16 protein-coding genes are annotated in these 15396 nt (G+C 64.3%); 14 read left to right on the top strand and 2 right to left on the bottom strand.

Annotation, left to right across the window (positions count from 1 at the left end; genetic code table 11):
* The first annotated feature begins 66 nt into the window (after window positions 1-66).
* From BTW07_RS02620 to BTW07_RS02560, 13 genes are all read left to right on the top strand, one after another.
* A complete protein-coding gene (locus tag BTW07_RS02620; RefSeq protein ID WP_075568594.1) occupies window positions 67-264 on the top strand; it encodes a hypothetical protein in 198 nt (65 codons plus the stop codon).
* A gap of 91 nt (window positions 265-355) precedes the next feature.
* Entirely contained in the window at window positions 356-811 is a 456-nt protein-coding gene (locus BTW07_RS02615) for a hypothetical protein (RefSeq protein WP_198651303.1), read from the top strand.
* Between the two features lie 60 nt (window positions 812-871).
* Window positions 872-1636, top strand: coding sequence for a type III secretion system inner membrane ring lipoprotein SctJ (gene sctJ, locus BTW07_RS02610; protein ID WP_075568593.1), 765 nt, complete (start codon window positions 872-874; stop codon window positions 1634-1636).
* A complete protein-coding gene (locus tag BTW07_RS02605; protein ID WP_075568592.1) occupies window positions 1633-2406 on the top strand; it encodes a hypothetical protein in 774 nt (257 codons plus the stop codon). The genes sctJ and BTW07_RS02605 overlap by 4 nt, the downstream gene beginning before the upstream one ends.
* A complete protein-coding gene (gene sctL / locus BTW07_RS02600; protein ID WP_075568591.1) occupies window positions 2403-2990 on the top strand; it encodes a type III secretion system stator protein SctL in 588 nt (195 codons plus the stop codon). The genes BTW07_RS02605 and sctL overlap by 4 nt, the downstream gene beginning before the upstream one ends.
* Complete coding sequence (locus tag BTW07_RS02595) at window positions 2987-4372, top strand: FliI/YscN family ATPase (protein WP_244158297.1); 1386 nt, start codon at window positions 2987-2989, stop codon at window positions 4370-4372. The genes sctL and BTW07_RS02595 overlap by 4 nt, the downstream gene beginning before the upstream one ends.
* Complete coding sequence (locus BTW07_RS02590; RefSeq protein WP_075568590.1) at window positions 4369-4851, top strand: YscO family type III secretion system apparatus protein; 483 nt, start codon at window positions 4369-4371, stop codon at window positions 4849-4851. The genes BTW07_RS02595 and BTW07_RS02590 overlap by 4 nt, the downstream gene beginning before the upstream one ends.
* Window positions 4848-6131, top strand: coding sequence for a type III secretion system cytoplasmic ring protein SctQ (gene sctQ, locus BTW07_RS02585; protein ID WP_075568589.1), 1284 nt, complete (start codon window positions 4848-4850; stop codon window positions 6129-6131). Before BTW07_RS02590 ends, sctQ begins: the two co-directional genes overlap by 4 nt.
* Window positions 6124-6783, top strand: coding sequence for a type III secretion system export apparatus subunit SctR (sctR, locus tag BTW07_RS02580; protein WP_075568588.1), 660 nt, complete (start codon window positions 6124-6126; stop codon window positions 6781-6783). The genes sctQ and sctR overlap by 8 nt, the downstream gene beginning before the upstream one ends.
* Before the next feature lies 1 nt (window position 6784).
* Window positions 6785-7054, top strand: coding sequence for a type III secretion system export apparatus subunit SctS (gene sctS, locus BTW07_RS02575; RefSeq protein ID WP_075560538.1), 270 nt, complete (start codon window positions 6785-6787; stop codon window positions 7052-7054).
* 76 nt (window positions 7055-7130) lie between these two features.
* Entirely contained in the window at window positions 7131-7949 is an 819-nt protein-coding gene (gene sctT, locus BTW07_RS02570; protein ID WP_075568587.1) for a type III secretion system export apparatus subunit SctT, read from the top strand.
* Between the two features lie 137 nt (window positions 7950-8086).
* The gene (locus BTW07_RS02565; RefSeq protein ID WP_075568586.1) at window positions 8087-11647 is read left to right on the top strand and encodes a hypothetical protein; all 3561 of its coding nucleotides are present in this window, start codon (window positions 8087-8089) and stop codon (window positions 11645-11647) included.
* 26 nt (window positions 11648-11673) lie between these two features.
* On the top strand, window positions 11674-12723 hold the full coding sequence (locus BTW07_RS02560; RefSeq protein WP_075568585.1) for an EscU/YscU/HrcU family type III secretion system export apparatus switch protein: 1050 nt from the start codon (window positions 11674-11676) through the stop codon (window positions 12721-12723).
* A 3-nt stretch (window positions 12724-12726) separates the two neighbouring features.
* Here the strand turns inward: BTW07_RS02560 and BTW07_RS02555 are convergent, their stop codons facing one another.
* A complete protein-coding gene (locus tag BTW07_RS02555; RefSeq protein ID WP_075568584.1) occupies window positions 12727-13305 on the bottom strand; it encodes a TetR/AcrR family transcriptional regulator in 579 nt (192 codons plus the stop codon).
* A 123-nt stretch (window positions 13306-13428) separates the two neighbouring features.
* On the opposite strand from BTW07_RS02555, the gene BTW07_RS02550 reads away from it, so the two are divergent.
* On the top strand, window positions 13429-14664 hold the full coding sequence (locus BTW07_RS02550; RefSeq protein WP_075568583.1) for an MFS transporter: 1236 nt from the start codon (window positions 13429-13431) through the stop codon (window positions 14662-14664).
* Here BTW07_RS02550 and BTW07_RS02545 read toward each other — a convergent pair.
* Entirely contained in the window at window positions 14661-15314 is a 654-nt protein-coding gene (locus BTW07_RS02545) for a tellurite resistance TerB family protein (protein WP_075568582.1), read from the bottom strand. The two genes, BTW07_RS02550 and BTW07_RS02545, sit on opposite strands and share 4 nt — an antisense overlap.
* Between the last annotated feature and the right edge of the window lie 82 nt (window positions 15315-15396).

The following is a 15396-nucleotide window of genomic DNA, read 5'->3' as shown; positions in this document are numbered from 1 at the left end:
CTGCGCGATGACTCGCCGATGGCACACTTGCCGATCGGTCAATGCGAAACCCGAAGGAGACAACACATGGCTATCGATGCAGTAGGCAACGGCAACGTTACTGGCGAGTCGACGACCGATTCCCAGGCTTTCGACGACGCCATCGACAATGCCCAGTTTCAGGAGGCGATGAGCGAGGGAATGGTCCAGGTCGGCGGGCAGTTGATCCTCATGCCGATGATGAAGGATCTTCTAAGCGAGGCCATGTCGGGCGGTGAGGACTGACACAAAATTGCCATCGCTGGCGGCAACCGTCATTCGAGATCGACACGACTGTCGGTTGCCGCCGTTCGCCACGAGCCAGATGATGAGGTGAATGATGACTCCCGTGACACCACCGAGTGCTGGGGCCCTGACGCCGACACCCGCGCTACCGACATCCGATACGAGCGCCAAGGCGCTGGCATCGCAGAATCTGTTCGAGCACATGGCCAGTCAGGCCGGTGCCGCTCCCGCCGGCGCGAGCCCCGGCGAACTGGGTTCCAACCTGATCGACAACCTCGACGGCTTCGTCGACCGGGTCAACACGTTTGCGCAGCAGGCCAGGGTATCGGACACCCAGGCGCCAGACCGCTTCGCCAAGGTGACGACACAAGAGGCGTCGCCGGCCCCCGATGCCGGTGATATCCCCTCCGCGCTCGGCGACGACAAGATGACCCGGGTCGTCGACTCGCTGAGCCAGGTCTTCGACCACTCCATCGAAACCACCATGGTGGTGCGCGGTGCCACTCAGGTTTCCGGTTCGGCCAACACTCTGCTCAAAGGTCAATGACACTTGTCTCTCGATCGACGCGCTAGCGGAAAGCGTAGGCCTCCGGGCCGCTCAAGGCTCATGCTGCAGGCCATCACGCTGGTTCTCATGGCGCTGCTGCTGCAGGCCTGTGATACCGATCTCTACACCCGTCTCGACGAGCGCGAGGCCAACGTCATCGTGGCAACGCTGGCACGCAACGGCATCCCCGCCAGTCGACAGGCCGAAGACGAAGGCCGGATGAAGGTGACGGTCGACGAGGACCGCTTCGCCGAGGCGGTCGATGTGCTCGATCGCGCTGGCCTGCCCGAGCGCAAGTTCGCCAACCTCGGAGAGGTGTTCCAGGGCAACGGTCTGGTCTCGTCGCCGGTTCAGGAGCGCGCTCAGATGATCTACGCCCTGAGCCAGGAGCTCTCCCACACCGTATCCCAGATCGATGGCGTTCTGTCGGCGCGGGTCCATGTGGTGCTTCCGGACAATGACCTGCTGCAACAGAACAGCACGCCTTCTTCGGCATCGGTCTTCGTACGCTACATCCCGTCGCTGGACATCGATCCGCTGATTCCTCAGATCAAGACGCTGGTCGCCAATGGCATCTCCGGGCTCTCCTACGACAAGGTCTCGGTGGTGCCGGTCGTCTCCAACTTGCCGGAAGAGACGCGGTCGGCGCCGCAGCCAGTGATGAGCTCCTTCCTCGGCATCGCGATGCCGGCCGCCAGCGTCGCCAGCGCCGGCTGGCTTTTCGGTCTGCTGATCATGGCGGTCGTCATTCTGTCCGGCGCGGTGGGCTGGCTGATCTGGCGCCAGCGTCGTCAACGTCCGTACGCCCTGGTGACACCCTCATGACGGCGGCTGCCGAACATCGCGACCTTGGCAAAGCGAACGCGCCCGAGTCGATCGCCGGTTCGTCGCCCGCTGCGCCACTGCCGGTGAACATCGACCCGGCGGTATGGATCGAGAGCCTCGACGGCATGGCTACGGAAGCGACACTGTACCGATGGGTGTCCCAGCCGCGCTTCCAGCACCGTCTGCGAGAACGTCTGCGCTACCGGCATGACCTGGCGCCCATCGATCTCCTGCCTGGGCAGGATGCTGCCGATCGGACGCTGTGCCAGCTCGATGCCGATACCTTGCCGGCCTGTATCCGCACCGCAGGCGTCATCGCCCATGCCAACGCCGTGGCACAGGAGATCCATGCCCCGCGTGTGGCAGCGCTCAAGCGGCTTCTCGGTGATGATCTTTACGCGCTGACGCTGGCGCATCGCACTCACAGCCATGTCGGCGAAAAGGTGGGAGACGACATCGAGGCGTTCGAGGCCAGACTCGAACGCGACGGCAGACGTTGCCTGCGGGCGTGGGGCGATTCGCAGCCTGCCGAACTGCGCGCCTGGTTGCGCTTGAGTTGGCTTGGTCAACTGGCGGACGACGGCGCCGATGCCGACGCGGCCGACGACGCCGTGGAGATCGCGCGTATGGCGGCAGCTTGCGTGCAGTCGCGCGCCGAGGATCAGGAAGTGGATACCTCGCGCGATCGACCCGGTCGAGATCGACAAGAGGGTGATCGACACAGAATTGCGCAGCAAGGGTTTGAGCGACAAGGGAGCGACCCGGCATGAAGTCGCTTCCACCCCGCCCCGGCAAGATCATTCTCCGCGCCGAAGAAGCGCAGGCCTGGATCGATGGCTACGCCTTTCTCGAACAGGCTCGTCAGCAGGCGGCCAGGCAGACAGAGACCGTTCAGAAAGCGCAGGAAGACGCCTACGCCGCAGGCTTCGAGGCGGGTCGCCGCGATGGGGAAATCAAGGCCGCGGCGCTGCTGGCGACGACCCAGGGCGACGTCGCACGTTATCTGGGGAGTCTCGAGCCGGCCCTGACCGAACTGTCGCTGAATCTGGTTCGCCGGCTCCTCGGCGAATTCGATGAAGCCGAGCTGCTGGCCCGCTGCGTGCGCCACGCCTTGAGCGAATGGCGCCACGAGCACCGTCTCCGTATTCGGGTCGCGCCGGCACTGGAAACCCGCGTAGCCGCACTGCTTGCCGACCGGCCACCGGCGGCGATCGACTATCAGGTCGAGGCGGATGCCCAGCTCGGACCCAGTCAGTGCCTGTTGGTCAGCCCGATCGCGGTGATGGATATCGGCGTGGACTCGCAGTTGGAAGCCCTCCATCAGGCGCTGTCGCGCGATCAGGAGCCGGCATGAGCATGGAACCCCCTGACGACGTGCTGTCGACACTCGAGGGGCTGCTGCCGAAACTCGGTGCGCGTCTCACCCACGCCGAAACCCGTCAGGTCAACGGCCGGGTCCGCCGGATTCGGGGCCTGCTGATCCATGCCAGTATCGAAGGCGTGAGCATCGGCGAGCTCTGCTATCTCCGCGATCCTGTCAGCGGCCGCCGTATCGCTGCCGAAGTGATCGGATTCGAGGAAGAGGATGCCGTGCTGTCGCCGATCGGCGAGCTGCAGGGCCTGTCGACCCGCAGCGAAGTGATCGCCACCGGCCGCGCTCAAGGCGTGGGCGTTGGCGAAGCCCTGCTCGGACGTGTCATCAGCCCGCTGGGCGAGTGGCTGGACGACGCAGCGACACCCGCTGGCCCTACACAACCCGCCGGCGCTTGCGCTGCGTCCCTGCGCGAATATCCGGTGCATGCCGAGCCGCCGGCTCCGTTGAGCCGCCAGTTGATCGAACATCCACTGGCGCTGGGCGTGCGCGCCATCGATGCATTCAATACCGTCGCCAAAGGCCAGCGCGTGGGTCTGTTCGGCGAGCCCGGAGTGGGCAAATCCTCGCTGCTCTCGGCGATCGTCAAAGGCAGCAGCGCGGAAGTGGTGGTGCTCGGCCTCGTCGGCGAGCGCGGGCGCGAAGTCCGGGAACTGCTCGACGTGCAGCTGGATGCCGAAGCCCGAAGCCGCACGGTGTGCGTCGTCTCGACCTCGGACCGGCCGGCGATCGAACGCGCCCGCGCCGCGCTGGTCGCCACCAGCGTGGCGGAGTACTTCCGCGATCAGGGTCGCGACGTGCTGCTGCTGGTCGACAGCCTCACCCGTTTTGCCCGCGCCCAGCGCGAGATCGGTCTGGCTGCCGGCGAACCGCCGACCCGGCGCGGCTACCCACCGTCGCTGTTCGCCGCCCTGCCACGCCTGCTCGAGCGTGCCGGCCCCGGTGGTGTCGCCGGCGGGACCATCACCGCGATCTACACGGTGCTGACCGAAGGCGACGGTACGCTGGACCCGGTGGCCGAGGAGACCCGCGCCATTCTCGACGGCCATATCGTATTGAGCGCCGAACTCGCCCGCCGCGATCACTTTCCGGCAATCGACGTACTGGCCAGCCGCAGCCGCCTGATGGAGAGCGTCGCCGATGAGGCGCACCGCCGCGATGCCGCGAAGATTCGTGATCTGATGGCACGCTATCGCGATGTCGAACTGCTTCTGCAGGTGGGCGAATACCGCGAGGGCAGCGACAAGGCTACCGATGAGGCGATTCACAAACACGCCGCCATCGATGCCTTCCTGCGCCAGCCCCGGGACGACCACAGCGATTTTGCGGAGACACTCAAGCGGTTGAAGGAGCTCGCCCAATGACCTCGTCGCATCAGCTCGAGCGTCTGATTCGACTGCGGCGCCAGCGCACGCGTCTGGCCGAGGAGGCACTGGCGGCGGGTCAGCGTCACTGCCACGACCTTGCCGCACAACGCCAGAGGCTGGAAGCATCTCTGATCGAACACCAGCGCACATCCACTCAACGGGAACAGACCCACTTCGAGGCCGGCCAGCACCAGCCGCTCGATGCCAACGCCCTGGCCGAGTGGCAACAGACGCTGGCCGATGACGCCGAGCATCGCGAATCGCTGATTCGGCAGCGCCGGACCCAGGCACAGACCCTTCGCGCCGCCGAACAGGAACGTGACGGCCTGGCTGCCGACTGGGCACGTCGTCGGCGCGCTCAGCAAGCGCTGGAGCGACTGGGGGACGACCGTCATCACGCTCGGATCGTCGATGCCGAGCGCCTGGCGGAACTGGAGATGGAAGAGATGTCGCCGGGCCGAGGAGACCGGAGATGACGATCGACTTCGCTTCGGACCCTTCCACTTCCGACCTTGCTCCTGCAGGCCATTGGCTATCCTCGCGCTCGGCACCGCTTTCGCTCTCGGACCTGCCGTCGATCGATCCCGCCCGGCTGGCACTGCACAATGCCTTGCACGTGGCGCGTCGGCCGCTCGCGTTCGACTGGTACGGCCGCGCCGCCAGCCTGCACCTGCTGCCGGACACGGCGGATATCCCCGAGGCGTGCAAGATCGCCATCCGGGTGGGTAAGACGTCGGTGGTACTGAGCGGTAGCGCTCGTGCTTTCGATCGGCTCGGCCAGCATCCCGACCGGCGGCGCACCCTGGACGAGGTCGATCCCGAGCTGGCCGCGATGTGGCTCGAAGTGGTCTGGCTCGAGTGGCTGGAGCCACTGGAAGCGACGCTGGGCGCCGATATCCGTCTGGCGCCCTCGCCACCGGTGCTGTCGGAACCCACGATGCGCGTCAGCGTCGTCTTCCAACTCGGTGATGAGTCCCACCCGCTGGCGCTCGATCTGCCGCTTTCCGCCGCCGAGATGCTGCTGCCGCTATTCGATCGCGCTTTCGTGGCCGAGCCAGCCCCGGCCAATGCCGTCGTTGCCACCCTGCGGGTCGAGACTGGCGAACAGACGCTGACGCTGGGCGAATGGCGCAGCCTGCGCCCCGGCGACATGGTCATGCTCGAGGCCGCGGCGGCCGATGAGGCACGCTTGAACCTGGCCGATCGATTCGGTTGCCGCATTCGTTTCCACGAAACCGGACTGCGCCTGAGCGAGCCGCTGCAGCGGATGACTCCCCGCCCGGTCCCGAGCGCCCCACGCGAAGCGCGCGCCATTGAGACTCCCGACGTCACGGCAACCCATGAGGACGAAGACACTGTGGATAACGAAACCTCAACCGCCCCACCCGAACCGGGTGTGGACAAGACGACACTCGCCGACCGGGATCGGAATGACTCGAGCCTCAAGAACGAGACGGCGATCGGTTCCAACGTCAACGGTGCTGACATGAACGGTGCTGACATCAATGGTGCTGGCGTGAACGATCTGCCGGTGCGGCTGACCTGTGAGCTGGGTCGCCTGGAGATGTCTCTCGGCGAACTTCGCCAGCTCGGCGAAGGCAGCGTACTGCCGCTTCAGCGTCGCCCCGATCAGGCTGTCGACCTTGTCGTCAACGGCCGGACGATGGGGCGTGGACGTCTGGTCGCGATCGGCGATGCCATCGGTGTACAGATCGAGAGGCTCGCGCTCGGGGAAGGACGCGCCGGGGATGACTGAGTTCCAGCCCAACCTGATCGCGATCATCATCGTGGTCGCCACCATCGGCCTGGTACCGCTGGCGGTGGTCACGATGACGGGCTTTCTCAAGATATCGGTGGTGCTGTTCCTGATCCGCAACGCCCTCGGCGTTCAGCAGACACCCCCCAATCTCGTGCTCTATGGCATCGCGTTGATTCTCACCGTCTATATCACCACGCCGCTGGTGGGCGAGATGGCGCATGAATTCGAACAGCGCTCGGCGGGGCTGGCCAGCGTCGAGGAGATCAAGCAGGCCGGCGAGGCGATACGCGGGCCGCTGCAGGCGTATCTGTCGCGCTACGCCAGCGAGCACGAGCGCGCTTTTTTCATCGATGCCACTCGCACGCTGTGGTCGGACGAGGCGCGCGAGGACCTGCAGAGCGACGATCTGATCGTGCTGATCCCGGCCTTCGTCAGCTCCGAGCTGACCCGTGCCTTCGAGATCGGCTTCCTGCTCTATATTCCGTTTCTGATCATCGACCTGATCGTTTCCAACGTGCTGATGGCGATGGGCATGATGATGGTGTCGCCGACGCTGATCTCGATCCCGTTGAAGATCTTCCTGTTCGTGGCCGTGGATGGCTGGTCACGACTGATGCACGGCCTGATTCTGAGTTACGGAGGCGGCTAGGATGACGGACGACATCTTCCTCTCGTTGATGAAGAACGCGCTATGGACGGTGCTGCTGGTATCGGCGCCCGCGCTGCTGGTGGCGATCGCCGTCGGATTCGGGGTCGGCCTGCTGCAGGCGCTGACCCAGATTCAGGACCAGACCCTGCCCCAGGCGGTCAAGCTGGTGGCGGTGCTGCTGGTGCTGATCGTCTCAGGGCCGCTGCTGGCCGGGCAGATCGTCAATATTACCGATCAGGTGTTGGACAATTTTGCCGCCTGGTCGCGCTGAGTCTCTCCTTGAAAACTCGCTGCGCTCGCCGGTTTTCAAATAGCGCCTTGTACCAGACGCCCTGTGAACGACCCTTATGAATTACGACGATTTTGCCCAGTTCCTGACCCAGTTCGCCTATCCAATGATCGCGGCGGCGGCCATCGGCGTGGCGCGGGCGCTGGGCATGGTACTGGTGACGCCAGCTTTCAATCGTCTGGGGCTGACCGGCATGATCCGTTCCGCCGTGGCAGTGACGATCTCGATTCCACTGATCGTGCCGCTCTTCGATGCCATGGTGAACGCGGAGTCGCTCTCCTCCGTCACCGTCGCTGGCATGGTGATCAAGGAGCTGCTGATCGGCGTGGCGATCGGGCTGGTCTTCGGTGTGCCATTCTGGGCCGCCGAGGTCGCCGGAGAACTGATCGATCTGCAACGCGGCTCGACCATGGCCCAGATCGTCGACCCGATGGGGGCCACCGAGTCCGGGGTGACCTCGACATTGATGACGATCACGCTGCTGGCACTGTTCTTCATGACCGGTGGCTTCATGCTGCTGCTCGACGGGTTCTATCGTAGCTACGCGCTGTGGCCGGCCGTGGAATTCGTCCCGCTGTTGTCGCAAACCTCCGCCCTGGCCGTGCTCGGTCTGCTCGACCAGGTGATGCAGATCGGCGTGCTGATGATCGCTCCTCTCGTCATCGCACTGCTGATCGCCGATCTGATGCTGGCCTACGTCGCCAGGATGGCGCCGAACCTTCACGCCTTCGACCTGTCGCTGCCGATCAAGAACCTGCTGTTCGCCTTCCTGATGCTGATCTACGTGGTCTTCCTGATCCCGTTGATGATCGATCAGCTGGACGTCGTCAGCCTCAACATGGATCGACTCGAAGCCATTCTGGGTGCGATGCGCTGATGGCGGATCACGCCCCGGCCCTGCGAGCATCGAATCCACACACAGAGTTACACGGCGTTGCCAAGTTGCCATCGGGTCGTCATACCCGCTTTCCACACTGGCCTTCCATCCTCGAACCCGGTCGGAAGGAGAAAGCCATGCGCATTGGTCAGGACGCAGACACTCTCGAGCAGCATTCACCGTCGTCTCGCTTCGGCACCGCCTTCTCCTCCGCGCTGGGTATCGCCACCCGTCTGGCCGAGAGCACCAGCAACGGCGGCAACAAGGATCCGCTGCTGCCCGGTAGCGAAGACTACGAGAACGCACTCAACGAGCTGGCGGTGTCGATGGCCGGCGGGATCGATACCGATACGCGCACCGTGAGACCGCTGACGGGGGAGGCTGCCAGCCGGTTCCAGCGTCTCGTCTCGGCCGAATTGAATGCCCAACGCGAGCGAGGCGATGGACCGGATCTGGGTGCCGCCATCGACAAGGCCAAGGACGCCCTGTTCGATCGTATCGGTAACGCGCTGACGAATGACGGCCGCGATGCCGACAAGGGTCTCGATGTCTTCGAGGGTTACTGGAAGCGTCATGGTGGGCAGGATGCCGCGATCGACGCCGGTTATGACGCCTACGACGGCTTTCTGGCAGAGACCACGCTGACCGACAACGTCGACTACGAAGACAATCTCAACGCGCTGGCATCCGGCCTGGCGGGCAGTACGCTGACCGACACGCGCCAGATCCTGCACATTGAAAGCTCGGAAACGCTCTCCCAGCTTTACAAGAATCTGATCCAGAACCGGATCGATCAGGGCGACGATCCCCAGGAAGCGACGGATCACGTCAACGACGATCTACGCTCGCGCATCGACAGCGTCGGCGGTGGCGACGTCGCCAATGTCTTCGACGGTTACTTCAAACGTCACGGTGGCGAAGAAGACACCGAGAAGCTGGCCGAGGAGAGCTATCTGGCCAACCGCGACGAAGCCGACATCGCCTACGACGACACCCTGAATTCGCTGGCCAGCGACATGGCAGACGGTATCGATATCGACAATCGTACCGTTCACGCCCTGACCGGCGACGCCGGCGACAAATTCCGCCAGCTGGTCGGCTATCAGCTCGATCAGCAGCGCGAGCGCGGTGACGCCCCGGATCTCCAGGCCGCCATCGACGACGCCAAGGAAGATCTCTTCGATCGTACCGGCAACGCCCTGGCCAATGTCGATAAAGAAGGGGCCGACAAGGGCAGCAAGGACGGACTCGATGTGTTCAATGGCTACTGGGAGCGTCACGGCGGCAAGGACGACGCCATCGATGCCGGCTACGCAGCCTACGACGACTTCCTCGCCGAAAGCACCGTGACCGACAACCCCAGTTACGAGGACAACCTCAACGCACTGGCATCCGGCCTGGCGGGCAGTACGCTGACCGACACGCGCCAGATTCTGCACATTGAAAGCTCGGAAACGCTGTCGCAGCTCTACCAGAATCTGATCGACAGCAAGGTGAGCGACGGTGTCTCCCGCCAGGATGCCACCGCCCAGGTCAACGATGACCTGCGCGCTCGGATCGGGAGCGCGGCCGGGGACGACGGCAAGGCGGTCCAGAATGTCTTCGACGGTTACTGGTCGAGGCACGGCGGCGAGACCAACGTCCAGCGTCTGTCCGACAACGCGGAGCTGGATACGGCGCGTCGCGATCACGATCTGCCGGCCTTCAGCGATGTCGACATCCAGTCGATGGAAACCAGCGAAACCGACCCGGACGACAGCTCGCGCAAGCTCACCGTCAGCGAACTGACCTGGCAAAACCTGGTAGCCGACTGGAAAGCGGGCATCGAGGACGGCAGCATCGACAAGAACGACGAGCGCGCCCAGTTCTACCGCGCCCTGCGCGCCCAGGGCGCACTCGACAACGGCCTGGATCTGGTCGGCCTCGATATCTCGGAGGGGCTGAGCCTCGATCACGTTACCGGCGATGATCTGTCGTCGATCATCGATGGCGAAGCACTCGATGCCAGCCTCGGCGAACTGTTCGCCTCCGATGCCGTGCAGAAGGATTACATGGCGGCCCAGGAAGGCGCGATCGACAAGGTCGCCGACAAGGACGGCATCGCTTCGCGACTGGAAGAGACCGCGTTTGGCGAGGAATACATCGACTACATCAACGACCTGCGCGAAAGCGGCCAGGGGGAACTCGCCGAGCAGGATATCTCGCGGACCTACAATGCGCTCTCGGCGCTGTTCCCGGCGACCGAAGAGAGCGACAAGGCGGCCGAATTCGCCCAGAGCCTGCAGCTCGATTCGATGATCACCGATCTCGACGACCTGATCGCCAATCCCGATCGGATCAACGATGCCAACACCGCGACCGCGACACAGGACGTGGTCAAGATGGTGTTGACGGCGCTCAAGCGTGCCGGTGTCGATATTCCACGACGCACGGCGGAGTCGATCGACAAGTTCGTCAACGAGTATCTCAACGATCAGCAGACGGCGAAGAATTTCGGAAAGGCGCTGCAGGAGCTCGGTGATCGCTTCCAGAAGAATGGCGCCATCACCCAGTCGGACATCGACGGCCTGATGAAGAACGGCGTCTACAAGGCGCTCAACGAGCAGACCAACGGCGGCATGATGTCGCTGATCGGCACGCTGAACAGCAACGGCGCACTGGGCTCGACCGGCGGGCTGATCTCGCTCGCTTCGGGCATCTATCAACTGGCCGGCAAGGGCGGCTCGCTCGCCGACACCATGGAAGAGCGCATGGCGATCGCCAAGGAGTTCATCAGCTTCCTGGGCGCCAGTCAGCACTTCGTCAATCTCGGCAGCAACATCGTCGACAAGGTCAAAGGCACCAACGTCAACGCCATGCTGGGTCTGGACAAGACACTGCCGCAGATCTGGGGCAGGGACACCGCCGGCGGCAGCCCGTTCACCGAGGGCAAGGGCCTCAAGTTCGTCGAGAATATCGAGCAGATCATCGACGAGGCCCCGGTGGGTGATCGCGAGAAACTGAGTCAGAAGCTGGATCTCAGCGAGTCCGATACAGGCAAGATCGTGCAGGGCATCGAGGATGGATACGCCAGGAACCCGGCCCTACCCGATGCCACGACCACGACGCGCACCGTCAGCTCATTCCTACGGGTGCTGGATGGGGCCGCCAACGCCGCCGCCGGGGCACTGGATATCGCCCTCGGCGGGCTGATGATCAAGCGCGGCGCGGACAGCGGCGACGGCGCTACCATCGGTCAGGGTGCCGTCACCGTTGCGGCGGGCGCCTTCGGCCTTGCCGGCGGCGCATCATCGCTGGCGGCGCTCAAGGGCATTGCCGTCGCCCGCGCCGCCACCGGGCCGCTGTTCTGGATATCCGCCGGCCTGACACTGGCGACGCTGCCGTTCTCCATCGTTCAGGACATCAAGCGCACCAACGCACTGGAAGGACATGAAGCCGACCTCAAGGAACTCTTCACCTCTCTCGATGAGGATGGTCTACTGGCCGAAGATGGCCTGAATCGCTATGAGTTCCTCGAAGCGTACGTCCGGAGCTACGGCCAGCGCGATGCGCCCGACGACGAGAGCATCTTCGACTACCGTAGCGACGAGTATCAATTTTACGTCCGGGAAGGGCACCTCCCGGAAGACGGCTGGGACGATTTCGACCACGAGGACTATGCCGGTGACGGCAGCAATCTCGATACCCAGATGGCCTGACGGGCCTGACACGACACCCTGAGCGCATGAGCGACCAACCCAGCGAAGAGAAGACACTACCGCCGTCGACGAAGAAGCTTCGCGATGCGCGCAAGAAAGGCCAGGTTTCCAAGAGCGCGGACCTGGTCACTGCCATGGTACTGCTGGCGTGTACGCTCTATATCGCCGTCAGCGCCAGCGACATCATCGCTCGCGTGCGGGGTCTGCTCGACATGACCGCCCGACTTTACACCGAGCCTTTCGACACGCTGTGGCCACGCCTGGTGGCCGAGGCCGGTGAAGTGCTGCTGCTCTCGGTGGTACCGCTAGTGGCTCTGACCTTGCTGATCATCGTGCTGACCAACCTCGTGGTTTCTCAAGGGTTCGTCTTCGCCACGGAACCGGTGCTGCCCAAACCCGAGAAGATCGATCCCGTCCAGGGTTTCAAGCGCATCTTCTCGGTGCGCGGCCTGACCGAATTTCTCAAGTCGCTGTTCAAGATGGTGGCGCTGGGCGTGGCGCTGATCGTTGTCTATCGACTCGGTCTGCAGTCGTTGATGGAGTCTTCCAGCTGCGGTTTCAGCTGCATTCAGGGCACCTTCATCGACCTGTTGCAGCCGCTGGTCATTACCGCACTGATCGCGTTCCTGCTGGTGGGGGGCTTCGACGTGATGCTTCAGCGCTGGCTGTTTCGGCGCGATCAGCGCATGACCAAGACCGAGCAGAAACGTGAGCGCAAGGATCAGGAAGGCGATCCCACCATGAATCAGGAGCGTCGCAAGCGGCGCCGCGAGATGCATCAACTCAACGCCAAGGTCGGCGTGCAGCACACCTCGATGATGATCGGGACGGAAGACGGCTGGCTCGTCGGCATTCGCTACGTGCGCGGCGAAACGCCGGTGCCGCTGGTTACCTGCAAGGCCAACCCGCAACAGGCCGCCGGGTTACTGGCGAGTGCAGATCCGCGCCACATCCCGAGAGCGCCGGATGCGGTGCTGGCCCAGCGCATCGCCACTCGTGCGGGCAACGGCGACCCGATACCCGACGGAACCTTCCAGTCGGTGGCCGACCTGCTGGTGGCGGCCAGGCTGATTTGATCCTCAGTCCTGGCGCTGCCTGAAGTGCGCACTGCTCAGGGTGCGGGCAATCCAACCTCGCAGATTGTCGACAGTCGCCGACTCGCGATCGTAGAGCAGGCGGTAAGTCATCGGCGCGACCACGCCATCGATGAGCTGCGACACCGATGGCGCGAATTCACCGCGAGCCAGGGCACGCTCCCGCAGCGTGTTCATGAGCGACTCGCTGTAGCGGTAACAGCGCTCCCGGCGCTCGCAGTCGGCGCTGGCCATGACGTCGTTGAGCGCGCGCTGCCCGGGCACCGATGTCATCTCCTCGAGATACTGTTCGCCCCAGGCCTGCAGATCGCCGGTCAGGGTGCCGGTATCCACGGGATCGGCATCGGGTCGCATGCGCTCGACGGAGACGTCGGCAACCAGCTCCGCGAGATTGCCCCAGCGGCGATAGATCGTCGACGGCGTGACGCCGGCCCGCTCGGCAATCTGCGGTACCGTCAGGTCATCGCGTGACGTTACGGCCTGCAGCTCGCGCACGGCCTGATGGACCGCTTCCTGTACTCGGGCGCTACGTCCGCCCGGTCTGACGGCTTCCTTGATCGGCATGGCTATCCACTAGACGAAAAACGGCACAAGAAACGAAAAAACACAAACGCAAAATATTTGCTTTATGAGCCTGCTAAGCTCAGACTTCACTAACGCTAAATTTTAGCATTAATGGATTCTCTCATGTCACCTTCCGCGTCTTCGTCGACGACCAATGTCTATCCGGCTCCCCGGCTCGGTTCGCTGGTCTATTACGCTGTACTGATGGTGACGTTCCTCGCGGCCTCGAGCGCGCCCACACCGCTATATCGGATCTACCAGAACACCTGGCACTTCTCGACCACCTGGCTGACGCTGGTGTTCGCCAGCTACGTGTTTGCCCTGCTGCTGGCGCTGCTGACGACCGGTTCGCTGTCCGATTACATCGGCCGTCGCCCCGTCGTGGCCGTCGCCATCGTCGGCGAAATCCTGTCGCTGGGACTGTTTCTGGTCGCCGACGGGCTGATGTGGGTATTGGCGGCCCGGATCCTGCAGGGGGTGGCCACCGGCATCGTGACCAGCGCGCTGGCCGCGGCGATGCTCGACAGCGACCACACCCGCGGCCCGGTACTGGCGAGTATCGCGCCGCTGTCCGGGATGGGCATCGGTGCGCTGATCGCCGGCATTCTGGTGACGTACGCCCCGGCACCCATGCGCCTGGTCTACGGCGTACTGATCGTGCTGCTCGTGGTGATGGGGCTGTGGCTTGGCCGGATCCCGGAGAGCGTGACGCCACGCCCCGGTGCGCTGGCAGCGCTCCGCCCCCGCGCGACGATCCCGCCGGCCGTGCGTGACCCATTGTTCCGGGTGATCCCGGCGGTGGTTTCATCGTGGGCGCTGGGAGGCTTTTCGCTGTCGCTGGGGCCGACGCTGGTAGAGACGATCAGCGGCGTTCACAACCCGCTGGTCGGCTGCCTGATCACCTTTTTGCTGCCCTTCATTGGCGGGATCAGCGTCATGATTCTGCGCGCCAAGCCGCCACGCCTGGCCGTATTGCTCGGCACCGCCTGTCTCATCGTCGGCATGACCGGGCTGCTGCTGGGGGTCTACTACAGGACGGTCGCGATCCTGCTGGTGGGAACGGCGATTGCCGGCATCGGCTTCGGCGCCGCTTTCATGGGTGCCATGCGCGTGGTCATGCCGCTGGCACCGTCCACGGAACGCTCGGCGTTGATGGCGGCGTTCTACGTGATCTGCTATCTGTCGGCCAGCACGCTGGCGCTGTGCGGCGGTATCGCGACCCAGCACCTGGGGCTGATCCCCACCACCTACGCCTATGGCACGTTGGTGGCGCTGCTCTCGCTTGCTGCCTTTCTCGGCACCCTGACGCAGCGCCAGCCCGAGGCCGAACCCCGGGCTCGGTGTCAGGCCTCCGCCTAGACAGCTGCTACCGCCTGGCGCTCCAGCGTGCGGCAGAGATCGCCGTCGAGCTTGAGCGCGGCCGCCAACTGATCGAGCCAGGCCCGTTCCATCGGATTCTGTTCGTCGACGATCGCCACGCTGGCCAGATAGACCTCCCGCGCCGCCTGTGGCGAGTCGGTATCGCGGGCGATCGCCTCGGCGTCCAGCGGGGCTGACATCTGCTGCTCGACCCACGCATGCAGTTCGTCGTCGGCGCCCAGGGCATCGATCTGCTCGGCCAGCGCCGCCCGTTCTTCGGCATCGATGTGGCCATCGGCACGCGCGGCGGCAATCATCGCGCGCAGAATCACCAGACTGCGCGTCTCCTGCCGCTCGCCGGAGAGCTGTTCCAGCGGCTGATCGGCACCGCTCGGTGCGGCGGTCGGTGCCGACGACTTTTGCTGATGGGCCTGCCAGGCTTTCCAGGCCAGCGCCCCCAGTCCGGCCAGGGCGCCGTACTTGATCGCCTTGCCGCCCATGCTGCGACCGCGCTTGCTGCCAACCAGCATGCCCAGCGCGCCGCCGCCCAGCAGCGATTTGGCGTCGAAACCACCGCCCCCGCTCGAGGACGGTTTCCCGCTGCCCCCGGCCTGTTTCATGATTTGCGAAAGAATTTTCTGTGCGTTCATTGGCCCTCCCGTCACCCCGTTGCATGTCATCCTGCATAGAATAGACCGCCTTGAAGCGAGGAGGTTTAACGCCAGCGCCGAT

Origin of the sequence: Salinicola socius (assembly GCF_001937195.1) — a bacterium.
Classification (GTDB): domain Bacteria; phylum Pseudomonadota; class Gammaproteobacteria; order Pseudomonadales; family Halomonadaceae; genus Salinicola; species Salinicola socius.
Note: the sequence above shows the minus strand (reverse complement) of the source record. Positions and strands in the feature narration are given on the sequence as shown.